Annotated in this window: 16 protein-coding genes and 2 tRNA genes; 8 read left to right on the top strand and 10 right to left on the bottom strand. The window is 38.5% G+C overall.

The window, feature by feature from the left end; genetic code table 11:
* Positions 1 to 4: 4 nt before the first annotated feature.
* From BUB91_RS19980 to BUB91_RS19945, 8 genes are all read right to left on the bottom strand, one after another.
* Positions 5 to 331: a DUF4286 family protein gene (locus tag BUB91_RS19980; protein WP_073101118.1), complete on the bottom strand. Its 327-nt coding sequence runs from the start codon at positions 329 to 331 to the stop codon at positions 5 to 7.
* A 132-nt stretch (positions 332 to 463) separates the two neighbouring features.
* Positions 464 to 2,248 carry a tetratricopeptide repeat protein gene (locus BUB91_RS19975; protein ID WP_073101116.1) on the bottom strand — a complete coding sequence of 595 codons (1,785 nt, stop codon included), beginning with the start codon at positions 2,246 to 2,248 and terminating at the stop codon, positions 464 to 466.
* A gap of 213 nt (positions 2,249 to 2,461) precedes the next feature.
* Complete coding sequence (gene serS, locus BUB91_RS19970) at positions 2,462 to 3,730, bottom strand: serine--tRNA ligase (protein ID WP_073101114.1); 1,269 nt, start codon at positions 3,728 to 3,730, stop codon at positions 2,462 to 2,464.
* A 92-nt stretch (positions 3,731 to 3,822) separates the two neighbouring features.
* On the bottom strand, positions 3,823 to 5,181 hold the full coding sequence (locus BUB91_RS19965) for an HTTM domain-containing protein (protein WP_073101112.1): 1,359 nt from the start codon (positions 5,179 to 5,181) through the stop codon (positions 3,823 to 3,825).
* On the bottom strand, positions 5,171 to 6,109 hold the full coding sequence (locus BUB91_RS19960; protein ID WP_073101110.1) for a bifunctional riboflavin kinase/FAD synthetase: 939 nt from the start codon (positions 6,107 to 6,109) through the stop codon (positions 5,171 to 5,173). The genes BUB91_RS19965 and BUB91_RS19960 overlap by 11 nt, the downstream gene beginning before the upstream one ends.
* Position 6,110: 1 nt before the next feature.
* Positions 6,111 to 6,731, bottom strand: a complete 621-nt coding sequence (gene pth, locus BUB91_RS19955; protein WP_073101108.1) for an aminoacyl-tRNA hydrolase — start codon at positions 6,729 to 6,731, stop codon at positions 6,111 to 6,113.
* A 197-nt stretch (positions 6,732 to 6,928) separates the two neighbouring features.
* Positions 6,929 to 7,552 (bottom strand): 50S ribosomal protein L25/general stress protein Ctc, encoded by a 624-nt coding sequence (locus tag BUB91_RS19950; RefSeq protein WP_073101106.1) that lies wholly within the window; start codon positions 7,550 to 7,552, stop codon positions 6,929 to 6,931.
* A gap of 26 nt (positions 7,553 to 7,578) precedes the next feature.
* Positions 7,579 to 8,520 carry a ribose-phosphate pyrophosphokinase gene (locus tag BUB91_RS19945; RefSeq protein WP_073101104.1) on the bottom strand — a complete coding sequence of 314 codons (942 nt, stop codon included), beginning with the start codon at positions 8,518 to 8,520 and terminating at the stop codon, positions 7,579 to 7,581.
* Positions 8,521 to 8,743: 223 nt separating this feature from the next.
* Here BUB91_RS19945 and BUB91_RS19940 point away from each other — a divergent pair.
* From BUB91_RS19940 to BUB91_RS19930, 3 genes are all read left to right on the top strand, one after another.
* Positions 8,744 to 8,826: transfer RNA gene (locus BUB91_RS19940), tRNA-Leu, on the top strand.
* A gap of 363 nt (positions 8,827 to 9,189) precedes the next feature.
* Positions 9,190 to 10,977 (top strand): ParB/RepB/Spo0J family partition protein, encoded by a 1,788-nt coding sequence (locus BUB91_RS19935; protein ID WP_008610915.1) that lies wholly within the window; start codon positions 9,190 to 9,192, stop codon positions 10,975 to 10,977.
* A 262-nt stretch (positions 10,978 to 11,239) separates the two neighbouring features.
* Positions 11,240 to 12,076, top strand: a complete 837-nt coding sequence (locus BUB91_RS19930; protein ID WP_008610916.1) for a DUF932 domain-containing protein — start codon at positions 11,240 to 11,242, stop codon at positions 12,074 to 12,076.
* 150 nt (positions 12,077 to 12,226) lie between these two features.
* On the opposite strand, the gene BUB91_RS19925 is transcribed toward BUB91_RS19930, so the two are convergent.
* Positions 12,227 to 12,311: transfer RNA gene (locus tag BUB91_RS19925), tRNA-Phe, on the bottom strand.
* Between the two features lie 14 nt (positions 12,312 to 12,325).
* On the bottom strand, positions 12,326 to 14,845 hold the full coding sequence (locus tag BUB91_RS19920; protein WP_008610917.1) for a DEAD/DEAH box helicase: 2,520 nt from the start codon (positions 14,843 to 14,845) through the stop codon (positions 12,326 to 12,328).
* A 990-nt stretch (positions 14,846 to 15,835) separates the two neighbouring features.
* On the opposite strand from BUB91_RS19920, the gene BUB91_RS19910 reads away from it, so the two are divergent.
* From BUB91_RS19910 to mobB, 5 genes are all read left to right on the top strand, one after another.
* Positions 15,836 to 16,180, top strand: coding sequence for a single-stranded DNA-binding protein (locus BUB91_RS19910; protein WP_008610918.1), 345 nt, complete (start codon positions 15,836 to 15,838; stop codon positions 16,178 to 16,180).
* Positions 16,181 to 16,256: 76 nt separating this feature from the next.
* Entirely contained in the window at positions 16,257 to 16,637 is a 381-nt protein-coding gene (locus BUB91_RS19905; protein ID WP_008610919.1) for a DUF6876 family protein, read from the top strand.
* 11 nt (positions 16,638 to 16,648) lie between these two features.
* Complete coding sequence (locus tag BUB91_RS19900; RefSeq protein ID WP_073101100.1) at positions 16,649 to 16,846, top strand: hypothetical protein; 198 nt, start codon at positions 16,649 to 16,651, stop codon at positions 16,844 to 16,846.
* Between the two features lie 444 nt (positions 16,847 to 17,290).
* On the top strand, positions 17,291 to 17,671 hold the full coding sequence (locus BUB91_RS19895; protein ID WP_008610923.1) for a BfmA/BtgA family mobilization protein: 381 nt from the start codon (positions 17,291 to 17,293) through the stop codon (positions 17,669 to 17,671).
* Positions 17,672 to 17,682: 11 nt separating this feature from the next.
* The coding region (gene mobB, locus BUB91_RS19890; RefSeq protein WP_254796116.1) for a MobB family relaxase at positions 17,683 to 18,290 on the top strand (608 nt) is incomplete at its 3' end.

Here is an 18,290-nt window from a genome sequence, read left to right as displayed (position 1 = left end):
AAGGCTATTGCGGCTTAAACTCAGTTTGCTCTGTGATAATCTCCAACTCTGTTCTAAACGAAAGGATTTTGTCACCAAAACGACCTGCTTCTTCTCGTAAACGCGGAGCATCGTCTTTGTAATAACGCATTAAAGAATCCTTGCTTTTTGCGGTATATTGAATAGAATAGCTTTGACCGCCCATCTCTTCTTCTACCAAAACTTTTGTCATCAGTGCTTTTATAAATTTACCGGTCGCCAGCATATCTGGGATGTGCTCATTGCGTATCCAGTACAACCAATCTGCGTGTACACTATCGTCTACATTCACAGTTACATTATATATTATCATAGGGCAATTTTATTGGCACCGCCAAAGGGTATAATACCCCGAGGTTTACCTCTAATTTTAAATTAAATTTTTTATAATTCCCTCGAGGGTAAGACCCAGAGGTAATTTATTTTTTTGGTCGGCAAAGATACGTTAGTTAATCGCGTCACCTCTTAATTTCCGGTATTTTTGCTGAGCATCAACATAAAAGATACTATCTGCAAATTTGAAGATGATTTCTTCAAATTGTTCTTTTGCTTTTTCGGGTTGCTGTAATTTTTCAGCATATAAATTACCCAATCTGTAATGGGCGTCATCGGCAAGAATATCTTCACCGTGAAGCTCAATTATTTTGATGTAATTAGCTGCAGCAGCCTCAAAATCTTTAGCTTTTTCAAACAACATAGCCTGAGCGAGTAAGGCTTCGTCTTCTATTGCTTTGCCTGCGTGTTTTTGCAAAATGTCTGTGTAAGCAGCGAGTGCTTTTTGTTCTTTATTCTGAAAAACGAATAGGTCTGCACGCGCATATTCTTGCAAAGCCGTTTGAGTAGAATCGTTAACGGTATTGTCTGTAATGAGCAGATACAGATCTTGCGCATCATTTGCGATCAGTTGCTCTACAGAAGACTTCAAAACTTTTAATTGGGTTTTTGCCCATTCAAAATCTCCTTTGTAATAACTGGTTTTTGCTACTTTAAAGCGGGCTTCCTGAGCAATAGCTGTGCCTTTTAAGTTTTTTTGGATTTGCGTGTAATAAAGCAAAGCTGCATTAAAGCGTTCTTCAAGAACCAAAATATCTGCGAGTTCCATTTTTATACGAGCTTCCTGAAATCGGCTTAAAGGTTTTTGTAGGTTTTTTTGCAATAATGAGGAAGCCTGCTGTAAATCGATATTTTTAAATGCTAAAAAATGGGCGAATGTAATTTGTAGCTCCAGCGTTTCTGAATCATAATTATAGTGCTCTAGTAAATCGTTAAAAGCTGCTGCTATATCAGCATACTCTTCAGGTTCAGCAGTTTTTATACGTAATTCAAGTAGGTGTTGATTAACAAAAAGTATTAATTCTGTTGAGTTTGTCTGACTTATCAAATATTCGTAAATCGAAGTTGCCAACTCAAATTCCTCACTGTTTTCTGCTACTTCGGCGAGGACGATAATCCCGTTAAGATCGTTATTGCTGCGTTTTGATATGGCTTTTTCCTGTAAAAAGGCTTTGTTGTATTCTTTTTGCTGAATAAATAACCAACTCAATAACCGATTGTAAAGCAAGCTAGGCTCTTCTTGCATGCGCGTAAGCAATAGTTTTCTAAAGATCTGATTGGCTTCGTTCTCAGGATCTTCAGTTATAAACTCATTAAAATAGCGTTGTGCGATGCTTTGGTATTTCTCATTACGTTCAATAAGATTGATATAAGTGCTCAGCATTTTTTCAATATCGCCTTGTTCACCATAAATAAGCGCCAGTTGCGGATCAAAATTATATCTGGGATCTGCTTCAGCAGCCGTGTTGTAAGCTTGTGCCGCTTCATCCAGCAGGCTGTATTTTTGAAACGTGCGCCCCACCAAATACGCGAAACGTGCTTCCTGAGCTACGGCACTTAATGCTTTGTTGTAATGTAATGTTGCTTCTTCAGTATTGCCTTGTAGCTGGTAATTATAGCCCAAATCTACTTCCAGATGAATAAGACTATTAGATAATTTGAGTGATTTTAGAAGTACGGCTTCGGCTTTGTCATAGTCTTCAAGCTGTTGATAGGCTTCAACTAGACTGGAGACCATATTCGTATTAGCCGGATTTTCTTCAACGAACTCCTCATAAATCAACGCCGCTTTTTGATAAGCGCCTTGCTCCATATAATTGCGCGCAAGTATTTCTTCCTGAGCTTGTGCTGCAAGAGCTATAAAGCAAAAAAAACATAAAAATAGAGCGCGAAACACGGTGTATGATTTTAGCTAAAGATACTAAAGTTGAAGCACTTTGCATGCGCAAGTGCTTCAATTAGATCTTTACTCGATAATCGAGATTTAAATACGTCTAAGCTTGCCTCGAAGTCAAAAGCTGTTTCCTTTTAATGCCTTACGGGCTTGCTTCAAGGTGATTTACTAGGCTACGTATGAAACGCAAGGAATAGTATAAACGGGTGTGGGTTTTTAAATTTTGTCAAAACCGCAATAAGGCACCAAAACTTCCGGGATGTTGATACCGTCTTCCGTTTGATAATTTTCTAAAATACCTGCTAAAACACGTGGTAATGCTAAGGCACTTCCGTTAAGCGTATGGGCCAGCTGCTTGTTTCCATTTGTATCTTTGTAACGCAGTTTTAAGCGATTGGCTTGAAACGTCTTAAAGTTAGAAACACTACTGATTTCTAACCAACGATCCTGAGCGGTAGAAAACACCTCAAAATCATAAGTTAGGGTAGAAGTGAAACCTAAATCACCACCGCAAAGTCTCAATATTCTATAAGGCAGTTTCAATTCGTCAAGAATGCTTTTTACGTGTTCAACCATTCCGTCAAGAGCAGCGTCGCTGTTTTCTGCTTTTTCAAGACGAACAATCTCAACTTTGTCAAACTGATGCAATCGGTTTAATCCGCGTACGTGAGCACCATAAGAACCGGCTTCCCGTCTAAAACACGGTGTATAACCGGTGCAGGTGATCGGCAAGTCTTTTTCATCTAAAAGATTGTCACGAAACATATTAGTTACCGGAACTTCAGCAGTAGGAATTAAATACAAATCATCAATACCTACGTGATACATCTGACCTTCTTTATCTGGAAGCTGCCCGGTACCAAAACCTGAAGCTTCATTCACTAAAAGCGGAACCTGATATTCCGTGTAACCCGCTGCTGTATTTTTATCTAAAAAATAATTGATAAGCGCACGTTGCAGACGAGAACCTTTCCCTTTATAAACCGGAAAACCGGCGCCGGTAATTTTAGTGCCCAACTCAAAATCTATAATATCGTATTTTTTAGCAAGTTCCCAGTGTGGCAAACTGCCTGCTGCTAAAACAGGGATATCCCCTTTGCGGAAAACCTCTTCATTATCCTCTTCACTTTTCCCTGCAGGAACGCTGTCTTGAGGAATATTTGGGATGGTGTACAGCAACTGCTCCAATTCTTCAGCAGTAGTTGTAAGTAGCTCCTGTAAGCTTTTAGATTCTTCTTTTAATTTACCGGTACGCTCTTTTAAAATGTTGGCTTTTTGAGCTTCTCCATTTTTATAAAGCATCCCAATCTCCTTAGAAAGTTTGTTGCTTTCTGCAAGGGTATTGTCTAAAGAAGCTTGTGTGCTACGGCGTTTTTCGTCTAGCGAAAGAACATTTTCAAATACTTCAGTTGCATCAAAACTACGCTTCGTAAGCGCTTTTATGTATTCTTCTTTATTATCACGAATGTCTGTTACGTGTAGCATTGGCTTAGATTTTAGACGGCAAAAGTACGTAAATGCCTTTTAAAATTAACAGGTAAATTCTTCTGATTTATTCGGCGAGAAATGCGTGTTGCTTATTCAAAAGAAACTTTTGAATAGGGTGCTTTTTTAACTTCTTTATTTAGTGGCGAGGGTAAGAGCCACTCATTATGCCAGAAGTAGTCCCATTTTGCAGTTGCCATATCTACTTTAGGGTCTATCAAGCTGTGCAGGTCGCCGCCGTTGATACGTATTTTACAATCTACGTAGATAGCAACATCCTTTCCTTTTGCTGCATAATCCTTTTTAACGCGTTGGCAAAATTGCCAGATGACATCTGGTTTTGTGCTTACAGCGCGTTGTTGCTTGCGCGAAAGCATTTTACGATAATTGAAAGGCAATTCTAAACCGGTTGCTTTATCAACTACTTTAAAGCTGATTCTTCCGCCTTTAGAACGCAGCATCATACGCCAACTGAGGCGGTGTCCTTCTTCCGTCCAGAGCACATCATCTTGTATGAACCAATGTCTTACGGGTAGGCTAATCTGAATGATAAAGTAGATTCCAAAGAATACAAGAGCCGGTTTGTAATGCTTGGGCCTGATGATTTCATTTTCAGTATATAATTTTTTCCCCTGTAGAAAAATACGCTGAATGGTTTCCGGTGGAAAAAAGAACAGCGTAAATGCTAGAGACATGTATGGGAAGATGCCAATGTGAAAAATAAACGAATTGAACAGGTGAAAGAAGATCGAAACGATAAATGCTAACTTTCGCGTAGGTTTAAATAACAGAGCCGGAATGATGAGTCCGTCAAACAGAATTCCAAAATAAGCGATACACCAGTGCACCCATTTTTGCTGCAGAAAATCACCCACCAGCCAGTAATTTTTGCGGGCTTCCATAAGTTGGCCAGCCATACTTGCATCTAGCCAGTCCGGGTATAATTTTGCTGCAGAAGCATAGGTGTACACAATCCATAATTGGGCGATGATAATCACATAAACCCAACGGGGCATACTCCGTTTTTTAAGCTTTGGATTGCGTTTTACATCTAATGAAAGGTAGCGGTGAGCCGGTAAACACGCCATAATACCTAATAAAAGCATCAAAAGGTAATAGTGGTTGTTGTAAGAAGATTTTTGCATCAAATAAACGGCAGACCACATCACGCCATAGGCTAAGACGCTAAACCGATACTTGAGGCCTAGCATCACAAACACACCAAATAGCCCCATAAGGCCATAATAGTAATACATGCCATCCCCGGAAAGCGGCTGTAAAAAATCAAAGCCTATAAAGTTAAAGGTAAAATCGCCCTCAAGCAAGGTTTGTTTGATCCATCCTGTGGCGATCGCTCCCCAGGCTTCTAACGTGATCAAAAAACCAAACAGCACTCTAAATACGACGAGCGCGCTGTTGTCTATCTGTTTAAAAAGCCATTTATCGAGCATCTGATTTTTGAATGAATGCTTTAGCAAATTGTTCATCAGTCTGCATGGCTGCAATAAGTTCGTCTACAGACTTGAATTTTTTCTCGTCGCGTATGCGCGTGAGTAATTCTATTTGTAAATGCTGGTCGTACAAATCCTGATCGAAGTCAAAAAAGAAGGTTTCTATAGTGAGCGCGCTACCGCCAACAGTAGGGTTGGTGCCAATGCTCATCATCCCGTAAATCGTGCTGTCTGCAATTTTAGATTGTACAACATAAACTCCTTTTGCCGGAATAAGCTTGTAACTTTCTTCAACTTTTAAGTTAGCAGTAGGGTAATTGAATTTTCTACCCAATCCTTTTCCTCTGGAAACTATTCCATTAAGCATAAAAGGATAGCCTAGGTATTCATTAGCCAAATCCAGATTCCCTTCGTTAAGAGCTTTTCTTACTTTAGTAGAACTCACAGCGACATCATCTACATCTTGTTTTGAAATCTCTTCAACTTCAAAATTGTAGCGCTCGCCAAAGGCTTTCAGGTCTTCAATATTGGCATTGCGATTACGCCCAAAACGATGGTCGTAACCAATGATGACTTTACGCGCTTTGAGCTGATCTACCAGAATATCTTTTACAAATTCTTCTGCCGTAAGTCTTGAGAATTCTTGCGTAAATGGGTGAATCACCAAGTGATCCAGATTGCAAGCGTCTAATAAGGCAACGCGCTCACGAATAGAATTGATAAGCTTAATACCGGTGTCTTTCTGAAGTACCATACGCGGATGCGGAAAAAAAGTAAGTACTACAGATTCTAAATCGTTGCTTTGAGCGCTATCTAGCAGGCGGTTTATGATTTTACGATGACCCAGATGTACACCGTCAAAGGTGCCAATGGTGACCACAGTACCTTTTTGCCCGTCAAATTTTGCTGCTGAAGTGTGTTGTTTCAATTTATTTGCCGTTGTAAGCGTTCATGGTATTAGACACTCCCGAAGCTATAAAACTTTCGATTACCTTGCACGAGATATCTATTCTTTCTGGCATATCAAGATCTTCATTTTTGTCCCATTCGCCCAGCACATAGTCTATTTGCTTGCCTTTGCTAAACCGGTCACCAATACCAAATCTAAACCGGGGATAGCTGCTGGTCATCAATTGGTTTTGAATATCTTTAAGTCCGTTATGGCCGCCATCGCTCCCTTTTGTTTTTACCCGTATGGTTCCAAAATCTAGATTGAGGTCATCGGTGATAATCAGTATGTTTTCAATGCTTATGTTTTCTTTTTGCATCCAGTATTTTACAGCCTTTCCGCTCAGGTTCATATAGGTATTAGGCTTGAGTAAAACTACGGTTCTGCCCCGTACTTTAGTGTAGGCAACATCTCCTAGTTTTTCGGTAGACCAGGATGCAGCTTGTTCTTCTGCGTAAGCGTCGACTAGTTTAAAACCTATGTTGTGACGGGTATTGTGATATTTGGGGCCAATGTTTCCCAGGCCTACAATAAGGTATTTTTTCATGGGATCTTTACGTTCTTTTGATGCTTTAAAAAGGTTGTTGAAAAAACCTGACATAGGATTAAAATCTAATTAAATGAAAGAGGTTTATTATTCGCTTTTTAAAACTAAAACACTTCTTAAAAGTGATTAAAGCGCAAATTTAAGATTTTGTTGCGTTTTGCTTGAATATAAGGGTTAAGCTTATCTCAAAATTAGGGTATAAAAAAACACCCACTAATGCGGGTGTTTTATAATAAAATTGGTTTCCCAATTTATTCTGCAGCGTCAGCAGCTTGTTCAGTAGCTTCTGTACCATCTTCATCTTCGTCTTCATCGTCAAGATCTTCAACAACGTTACGCGAAGTTCTAACTTGACAAACCACTGTGTTGTCTGGGTGAAGGAATTTCCATTCTCCTTGCTCAACATCTGTGATGTACAATTTATCACCAATTTTAAGTTTGGTAATATCTGCAACAACATAATCAGGAAGGTTTTTAGGCAATGCCTTAACGCGAAGTGTACGATATGTTTTACGTAAAACACCACCATTACGTACCCCTCTAGAGTTTCCTTCAAAGTGAACAGGAATAGTCATGGTAACTTCTTTACCTTCAAAGATTTGATAGAAATCTACGTGAAGTATGCGATCTGTTACCGGGTGAAATTGAATATCTTGAAGGATAGCCATGTAGGTGTTTCCATCAAGCTCCAAAGTCGCGGTATGCGCATCTGGAGTGTAAACCAAATCTTTAAACGCAATTTCTGGTGCGTTAAAGTGTACTGGCTCATCCCCTCCGTATAGTACGCAAGGAACCTGTCCAGCATTACGTAGGGCTTGAGTTGCCTTTTTGCCCACGCTTTCTCTTTTAGATCCTGTGATCGTGATTGACTTCATTTAATTATATATTAAGTATTAATAAATTACATTAAAAATTTTGAAGCAATAGACGTGTTGCTGTGTACACGGTGCATCACATCAGCAAATAAATCTGCACAACTCAAGATGCGTACTTTATTGCTTTCTTGTTTTGGCGGGATACTGTCTGTTACAATAAGCTCTTCAAGCTTACTGTTTTCAAGACGCTCATAAGCATTTCCGCTCAAAAGTGCGTGCGTACAAATCGCTCTAACACTAAGTGCACCACGTTCCATCATCAGGTCTGCAGCTTTAGTAAGTGTACCGGCGGTATCTACCATATCATCTGCCAGAATTACATTCCGCCCTTTTACATCACCTATCAACTCCATATGGCTGATAACGTTAGCTTTTTCACGCTGTTTGTAGCAGATCACAACATCACAATCTAGCGCTTTAGAATAGGCATAAGCTCTTTTAGAACCTCCCATATCTGGAGAGGCGATTGTCATATTAGGCAAATTAAGTGACTCTAAATAGGGCAAAAATACAGTTGAAGCAAAAAGATGATCAACCGGACGCTCAAAGAATCCCTGAATCTGATCTGCGTGCAAATCCATTGTTATGATACGGGTTGCTCCGGCAGTTTCTAATAAATTAGCGACTAGTTTTGCTGCAATAGGTACACGAGGTTTGTCTTTACGATCCTGGCGTGCCCATCCAAAATAAGGTAAAACAGCAGTGATGTGACGCGCAGAAGCACGTTTTGCAGCGTCAAGCATCAATAACATTTCCATTAGATTTTCACTGCTTGGCATTGTGGAGCCAATAATGAAAACCCGCGATCCTCGTATAGATTCTTCAAATGAAGGCTGAAACTCGCCATCGCTATAGGTAGACGTGATTATCTTGCCCAGCGGTTGCCCGTAAGCTTTCGCTATTTTTTCGGCTAAATCCCGGCTTTGTGTACACGGGAAAATTTTTGCATCAGGGGCTGATAATGACATGGTTATCTTATGTTTAGATTTGCTAAATTTATAAGAGGCTGCAAAAGTATAAATTAAATTGGCTTGACGGACTTTATTTTAGCAGTATTTTGATTAAATAATGAGAAATTTTATTAATTTTGCCCTCCATTAATGCCTCGGTGGCGGAATTGGTAGACCTGCCTCTGCCGGCAGGCAGGCGCGCTGGATTCAAAATCCAAATTTGAGAAGGGAAAAAAAGTATGCCGAAGTGGTGGAATTGGTAGACACGATGGATTCAAAATCCATTGCTCACAAGGCTTGCGGGTTCGATTCCCGCCTTCGGTACTAAAAAAGCTGAGATGAAAATCTCGGCTTTTTTTATGACTTGGTACAACATAGGTACAACATTTTGCTATTTTGAAGGCAACATTTTTATTGATGTTAAATTCTTCTATTTGTTTTTAAACCCTATGAATTTACTATCAGAATAATAAACTTTATCTAATCACGACCTTACTTCTTCGTAAGGGAAGTTTATTATCATACAATATACACGCAAGGTAAACTCGTAAAATACTTCCATCAAAAGACTACGGCATAAAGCCAACGCTTCTTCCCCTACTCATTTATTCCGTTTCCTTTTGAGCCAAGATTTTATCTTCCGTTTGGTTTCTGCTCAAATATTGTTTAATCAAAAATTTGAGTATTATGACAACAAAAGCGAGTACCACAAAGAAGCGCAGTAGAGCGAAATCTACTGCCAAGAAAGAAGTAAATGGAAAGAAATCCAAAGCACTTCAAATTCAGAACTTACCGTTGGGTAAAATCAAGCCTGACCCAGAACAGCCGAGAAAGACGTTTAACGAAGATGCGTTAAAGCAGCTATCTGAGAGTATCGAAAAGCACGGTGTGTTGCAACCAATCACGGTAAGGCAACTAAATGACCATTATGTCATCGTGATGGGCGAACGCCGATATCGTGCAAGTAATTTGGCTGGAAAGAAGACCATACCCTGTATCGTGAGGACTTATAAAAACAATGATGTTCTTGAAGTTCAGATTATCGAGAATCTGCAAAGACAGGATGTCGAGCCTACCGAAGAAGCCGAGGCGATTGCTTACCTAAGCGAGAAATACGCACCTACTGAAATTGCAAAGCGATTGGGAAGAACGGATAACTTTATCAGACAGCGACTTAAACTGGCTGGATTGATTGACGGTTTTAAGCACTTTGTCCGCAATGGCGAAATGACGATTTCCTTAGGTGTTGGTGTTGCGCTATTTGAACCGGAAGAACAGCTGATGATGTTAGAAACGATGGGCGAAGATTTTAATGCACATCAGATAAACAGGATGATTAAAGACCAGACCTATGATTTGGAAAAAGCATCCTTTGATGTAGCGGACAAAAAATTAGTCCCAAAAGCTGGGTCTTGTGTAGAATGTCCGTTCAATGCGGCCAATCAAGGCAATCTGTTCGGCGAAGGTCAAATGGTCTGTACAAAAGCAGCTTGTTATGAGACCAAGAAGAACAAGTCGTTCTTGAACCTCATTGAGAAATCGAAGAAAGAGAATATTTTGATGATTCCCGAAATAAGGAAGTATTGGGCGGATGACAAAAACAATCAATTAATCATTTCCCAGTTGGAAAAGAACGGATTGAAAGTCTATTTACTGGATGATGCTGAAATTATAGAAAATCCAATTGAACCTACAATAGAGGCAATTAAGAAAGAATACCAACATTATGACTATTCTGAAGATGAATTAAAAGCCGAATTTGAAAAAGCGTTGCAAAATTACAAAGAAGCATTGGAAGAATACAATTCAGCAAATGAAAATGGGTTTACAAATGGCATTTTGTTTCATCCCAAAACTTACAGGAATAAAGAGGTCTTTGTAAAAATTGTCGAAAAATCAAAGAACGATTCTACGGAATATTCGGCACCATTGGCCAACAGAAAAATGGCAGATTGTACACCTGAAGAACAAATCGTAAAAATCAACGAAAGGGAAATCCGCAAGAAGCAAATAGAGAACAATAAGCAATTTGAGGAAGTTGTGCAGATGATTCGTGAGACGAAATACATTGATACAAAGAAGACACTTTCAACAGATGAAATGGTCGCATTCTCGATATCACTATTTGAAAACAACGTGGACTATATGAGCCAGCAGAAGTATTTCTCAAAATTCCTGAGCGACACTTCAAAGATGACCAGAGTTGAAATGGTAGAGAATTTCAAGAAGAAGTTCAAAAAGGAAATCTTCCATAAATTGATACGGTATATGCTCACGAGGCAAGTGCATTTTGGCGAAAGCAATCACGTCAATAATCTTACCAACATTTCATTTTATAATGCGATACAGGGATATTATAAATCCAAGATTGCCGGCATAGAAAAGGAATATGCCGAAAAACGAGACAAGCGTGAAGCACGTTTGAAAGAGCGCATCACGGTTCTTGAAAAGCAAATTCAGGAACTCAACGATTAGCTTTTGTTGTTTGAAGAAGGGTCGGCATTCGTGCTGGCCCTTCTTCTTTTTTATGATAGTGTTTTGAAAGATGGGTTCTTAAGGAAGGGGTTATCAATCAATAGTTAGTGCAAAGGTAAACTCGTAAAATACATCCATCAAAAGACTACGGCATAAAGCCAACGCAACTTCCTACGCTTATTTATTCCGTTTCCTTTTGAGCCAAGATTTTAACTTCCGTTTGGGTACTGCTCAAATATTGTTTAACTAAAATTCAAAAGCTATGTATTTACAAAATTTGCAACAGGATGAAATCTTTGTTCCATCAGAAATGAAATCCTTAAAGAGTCTGACACAGATGGAATCTCGAAGAGGGCTTGAAAATGCTATTATCTCAAATGGCAAAATTGTCAACGTGGTATCGAACAGTTACGGACACATTCCGAATCAACTATTCTTCAAGAATGCTGAAGAAATGTTGACCGATGCACAGCTAAACTTTCATAAACGAACCATCAACAAAAATGATAGGTCGTTCATTACCGACTTTATCATCGACGACAAAAGCCAGTTTACGGTCAAGAACGATAAAGATTTGATACTGCCGATGCTTCGGTTCAAAAATTCCTATGACGGTAGTGAAAAGACCTCTGGTCACTTTGGATTTTATAGAGAAGTGTGTTCAAATGGCCTGCACGTTTCCCAGGCAGAAATTGAGTTTTCAATCAAGCACAGTAAGAACAACACGCATTTGATTATGCCGAGGCTGAACAATCTATTTGATAAATTTCTGGACAATGAATTTTATACCATTACCAAGAAATTCGACAAGATGAAGGAATGTAAAATCATCGATACACAAGAATTTGTGAAGGCCATTCTTGACAAAACGAAATTGTTCAGATATGAATGTAGCGACAATAACAGCGCCCCTTCAAAAAAGTCTCGTGAAGTCATAGAAATCTTGAACTATGAAGCCTTGTTGCTCAATGAAAAACCAAATCTCTGGTTGGGCTATAATGCGTTTAATTCAGTACTTCATAATGTCTTAAAGAAAAGCTTTGGCCAACAAGAACGGTTGGATAAAAAGCTGTTTGATGAAGTCTATGATATGGCATAAATTAAATTAAGGTTTGTCCAGTACCTTAAACTGGATTTTTAGTAACAATTGATTTTTTGAAGAACATTCTTTTTCACTAACAATTATGCTAATTGCAATAACCAACAAGCCCGCAATTTTAAATTGCGGGCTAAAATACTTGCGTACCTGCGGATAGAGAGAGATTCGAACTCTCGGTACAGTTTCCCGTACGCCTGATCTTCAATCAGGTGCCTTAGACCACTCGACCATCTATGTTTTAAAGAAGTTTTACCCCTTTTTTGAAACAACAGGCTTTAGAAATGTGTTTAGAAAACCGTTTGTTGTCAGATTATGTAAGCCTAACAAGTTGGCTATTTCTTTAGTACTTGATGCAGTAAAACCGGAACTGTTGATCCCATCAACAAATCTTCTTAAAGTAATTTTTAACGAAATTAAGGATTCTTCGTCAATAACTCTAGTATTTGCGCTAGTGTTCACATTCCAGCCTTTTATATTTGGTGGTTGAATTGTTACTAAATTAAAACTTGCTGCTTCACCATATAGTTTCTTAAACCACTCGCCTGAGCCCAATAACTGATTAATGTTATCTCTAGTGATTTCACCGTGTATAGCTCTAGATTTGGCCTCTAAAACTAAATAATGATTTCCAGTCATTACCCAAAGGACATCAGGACCGTTACCAAATTCTGCTTCTGGTTCTTGAGTATGAAAACCGACTAGTCTTCCAACTTCTGCCAAGGCGTTTTCAAATTTTGTATGTGGTATGTCCGGACTGAACTGAAGATCATCCAATAGACTTTCTAAATACAATTTAAAATCTTGGGATGTTTCATATCTTTTTATGAAATTGAGGACTTGTGTCGCCTGCTCTACACTTGCCATTATTTTAGTATAACTATGTCCGTTCTTTGACTGCAACATATGTGAGGCCGTCTTTGCTGCTTTTATTTGTAAATCGTTAGATTTCGGGATATTATCTAGATAGAGATAATTGGCTGCTTTTTCAAAATACCAACCTTTCTGTTTTTGGGTTAAATCAATTGTATCAACTATCTCATCCAAGATTATTTTTGAAGCTCCTTCGTGATTCCGTCTTCTGAAAAGGTCTATGGCCTTTGACTCGGTATCGGCAATTTCCAAATTCTTAATAACCCGCTCATCGGTTTTGTCAGTCTCCACTTGCGAAAGTATTCCAGAATGGTACTCGCGCCAACTCATATCTTGCACAAGACATAATTTAGCGGTATCTCTAATTGTTTTTAGGGCATTATCGTTTGATTCATCATCTAATAGTGATAGACCCAGTTTGAGTTGTTTCCGTGTTACTGGTGTAAAATACTGTAGATTCGATTTGTTTCCTAAAAACTGTAATAAATCCTTCCCCATTAGAAACACCGCGCAATAATCACTGCCAGACCTTACAGCTCTGCCTAGACCCTGCTCAATAATTTGAGCCTTTAGGGAAGATTTTACAGACTCTAGACGTAACTCTGCATATAACTGTTCATACGAACTAAATGACGGGTAGCCGTCCAATATCAAAATCCTGCACATATCGCCATTCAAATCTACACCATCATAACGATTCACCAGAACATTCAACGATCCCTTCTTGGATTTTAAACTGGCTATATCCTTATTGATGTTATCTTTTTCAATAATTTCTGCGCCAATATCTTCCCACTTTTCAGCTCTATTTGCAGAAGGTGTTAAAACCATTACATTTACGCCAGAATCTGCATATTCTTTAGCCAAATCCATTATCTGCTCGTCAGTTATCCTCGAATCGAATCTTTGTGGGGCAAGAATCAATCTTTGACCAACGTCCTTACGATCCTTGGGAATCAAGGCGTTTTTGATACTATCGATATCAATACCTAAATCCTTTATCAAATCAATCTGGTCTTCAAATGTAGCTGAAAGTATGTACCTATGTTTTGCTTCGTTAAAGGCGCGTACATTATGAAATGGCACATAAGACGGTGCGATTTCAATACCTCTTGGTCCCACATAGCAATCATAAGATTTTAAGTCGTCCGCTATCAAACCCCATTTGAACATCAGCTCGCTGTCTTCACTGAACTCGCCTATAAGATGCACAAGTTCATCTAAACGCGTGAGCCAAGCCCAGTAAGGTACTTTAAGTATCTTAGCATATGGATCGCCATCAGTTAACCTATGGTAAGTTCCTGGTGCTTGATACTTTAATTCATCATTGAATAATTTTAGTAATCTTTCGGCAAGTTCGTGACCGAATGGAATGTTTATGGTGGTGGCTTGCCTAGCTTTATCAAGGCATACGTGGGCATCATCGAGAACAATAGAGCCGACATCGATATTATCCCTATCAAAAATAGAGCGTGAATTGAAAAGCTTTTGAAACGTGCATAACAGAATAGCTTTTGAATTTAAAAAGTCATCAGGAAAAACACTTCTTTGCCCTTGATATTCAATTTCACAAACGGGTATTCCATATAAATCCGCTTGCAACTTTGCCTGTTCTAATAGTTGTTTGTCTGGACATAAATATAAACTTGGACCGACTCCTTCAATCATTTTTGAGTGCAACATCAATAAGCTTACAAGCGTTTTTCCAGAACCTGTATTCATTTTACACAAAACATCTCGTTGGTCTCTTATACTATGCCAGGAGTTTAATACCTCTTCTTGTATTCCTCTTAAATATGCATATCCTTCCTTATGGAACAAATTTTGAAATAACTCTATGGGTTCAAAATTTAATTCCTTTGGGGATGTATCTTCTAGTTTTTTCTTAAATATATTCATCGACAATTTTGTTCTATTATCATTTAATTAACAAAGGTCTTAAAAATTTATCAAGTGATGGGCTATCATTCTTTAATTAGTTAAAAAGTGAGTTAGAATGAATAATTTATTTTTTTAAATTATTAAGCCCATTCCCCTACACTTCGCGAAAAGCTACATTCCGGAAAAAGCGCTTCATTACACAAGGTCTTGGACACAATTTCAAAGTTTCCGATTTCCATAACGCTAAATCCCCCAAAAGCGGAAAACGTCAATCTACATCTTTGAAATTAAGACCGCTTTAAACTCTACTAAATAGGATAATTCGTTTTCATAATCCGTTCAGCACATTCCCCTACATTCCGCGAAAAGCTACATTACGGGAAAAGAGCTTCTCTAAAAAGGTCTTGGACATCATCCACAATTTCAGCTTTCCATTTCGTTAACCCTTCCCGCGATGCTGGGAAGGAACACTTCATTCCCGAGCCAAAATCGTGAATTAAGTCCGCCTTCTTGAGCGGAAAGTCATCGCCTCAGTTTTCTTAACAGAATTTGCGGCGAAGTCTTCTTGAGCCTTCACTCGAAAATTCTTAAAAACCGAACCGCTGCCTTACACATTTTAAGGGGTTTATAATGGATAAAGCCTTTGTTGTTTTTCGGGGCGTCGAAAAACAGGCACGACATAACCAATTCTAATTTAACCACAGCTACTTATCTCGCTTAAGTACCGGTACGCTCAAACGCAACTGCGTTTAAAAGAATTGCTAATGCCCTTATGGAACTTGTCAAGACTGTACAAGTTTTAATGAAAAATAAGGCTTCTACTTCCTTGAAACCCGCCGAAAAAGGCAGGTTTGCTACGTCGCAAACACACCTGATTTGTTCCCTAAAAGTCTTGACAAAACCCACTCTATCCATTGTGCTGTGCACAGAAGAAAAGAACAAACACCCCTTAAAATTTAATCTGTTTTAAATCAATAGGGGAAATATAAATCACTTAAATATTTAGTTATGAGTACTATTAGAAATCACGTACAGTTAATTGGAAACGTTGGTCAAGAGCCAACCATTACGAACCTTGAAAGCGGTAAGAAAGTAGCCCGCTTTTCACTCGCTACTAACGAGTATTACAAGGACAGCAAAGGCGAAAAGCAAACGGACACCAATTGGCATACCGTAGTGGCCTGGGGAAAGACCGCTGAAATTGTTGAGAAATATGTCGAAAAGGGCAAAGAAGTAGGAATCACAGGGAAACTAAAGACCCGAACCTACACGACCGATGATGGCAACCAACGCTATGTAACGGAAGTCGTAGCCGATGAAATCCTTCTACTTGGAAGTAAAAGCGATAAGTAATCTTCAAAATAAAGAGGGCGTTCCTCTCGAAAGTTGCGCCCTCTTTTTCATTATTCACACATTAAATATATGCACAATGAAAGCACAAGTTAACGAAATAAAAGAGCGATTGCAATATTTTACGGGAACAGAAATGTTCTATCAAATCCCCTTACTAAGAACACGTTTTACGGACGGATTGAAATATTTGTCAGAAGTAGCAGAATGTTTTTGGCTCATTACGGACACTTCCGTAATTGCAAAAAGTCTGATGAACCGAAGCGAATTTATAACCATAGACTTTAAAAGATTGCCCGAGGAAAAACAAAATTTTACAGGATATGAAGCTGAAATTATTTATACAGATGGCAACGACAATATTTTGGAAAAACACGGCTATCGGGCAACCGATTTTCCGCTCGATGAATTGCGGTTATTTTTTGTAAATGATACGCTGATGTTACCAAGCGAATATTAAAAATTCAGGCTATGGTTTATCTCAATTTTACAGACTTGAGCGAGGAGGCTCAAAACCGACTTTTAGAGGATTCTAAAAAAGACGTGGAACGAAAATTTGGCGATGATATTCGCAAATACGTAAGGGAAAATTACACCTGTTTTGAAACGATGATAGAGGAAGAAGCATTACGAAATTTATATTCCTATAAGTTCATATTCAACATCTAATTTTCTAAACTTAATAATCAAGCACCTCTAAATTTTGGAGGTGTTTTTTCTTTTCAAGTAATTCCAGTTCAATAAAAAAACCGTATCTTTATTTCGCTGAAATTCAGCACACATAATTTATATAGCTACCCTATTTTTAACTTTCGCTGGTAGCTGTATCCATCTATATTTTACATATTGGAATTTCCGAATTCCTAAAAGGGCAATTGGCTTTTTAGCCAGATTGTATGAAATTTTTGTCACGCTTTGGCGTGACGAAAAGGAATAGCAAGAGGGTAACGGGCAGAGCCGCGTTACATATTCCTTTTAGCTTATAACCAATTGATTTTCAACAACTTGAAAATTAATGGATTATATATATTTCTTCGATTTGCGTCAAATGCCCTTGAACAACCTGTAAACAGGGATGGATTTACGTCAAATACACAAAAAAAGCGAAAGAAAATGGATTCATTCATCACCATCAGGTTCAAAAGGAAAACTGCCAAACGTTTTCAGGAATTTTCAAAGACACACTTCAAGACCCATACCGAAGCAATGGAAAATATCCTTGATTTTTTCTTCTATAACGAGATATCGCCAAAGGAAAAATTGGGTCCGACAGGGCGAACCATCGAAGCCAAACTATTAAAAAGAATCAATGCAGTCATCGCTATAATGCGTGATGTTGAAAAGACACAAACCAAACCCACGGTCGCAATGATTCAATCCCTTTTTGAGACAGAACAGCCAAACAAAAAACCGCTGATTTTAGAAAAGAAATATGCCGAAGAAAAAAAGGAAGTACGCTTCCGTGAAAAACAAAATCCAAGTAACCAACTGTAAATTTTTGAGCTATGTATATTACAATCTCACCTCAAAAAATAGGAGGTAATTATTCTAAAAGTTCGGCTGATTTTGTTGGCTATCTGGAGAAGGAAAACCAAGGATTGGAACAACAGGATATGGAGCATTTTTTTAACCAATATGGCGACGAGATTTCAGCAGAGGAAGTGGTCAGGGAAATTGATAGCAATACCGCAAAACTTGAAAAGCACGAGCCACGGTTTTATTCTATTATCGTAAGCCCTTCACAATACGAACTGAAACGGTTGCAAAACCATAATAAAGATTTGCAAAAATATACCCGGGAGATTATGAAGGATTATGTGGCTTCATTCAACCGTGAAATAAATGGGCGACCCGTCAATATCGATGATATAAAATACTATGCAAAAATTGAACACCAAAGAACCTTTAAAGGAACAGATAAACAGGTGCAGGAAAACCAGCCTTTTGCCACAAAAATACTTCAATTAAAAACTGAAGTCCGAAATGTGCTAGATGGACGAGCAGAAGGAAATGTGAAAAAATTGGAAAAAGAAATCGGGAAACTAGAAAGAGAAGCACCGCACCAACAGAACGGAAAACGAATAGTACAAGGAATGCCAAAAGCAGGAGACCA

Source organism: Leeuwenhoekiella marinoflava DSM 3653 (genome assembly GCF_900129005.1).
Taxonomy (GTDB): Bacteria; Bacteroidota; Bacteroidia; order Flavobacteriales; family Flavobacteriaceae; genus Leeuwenhoekiella; species Leeuwenhoekiella marinoflava.
This window is presented reverse-complemented; position numbering and strand designations above follow the sequence as displayed.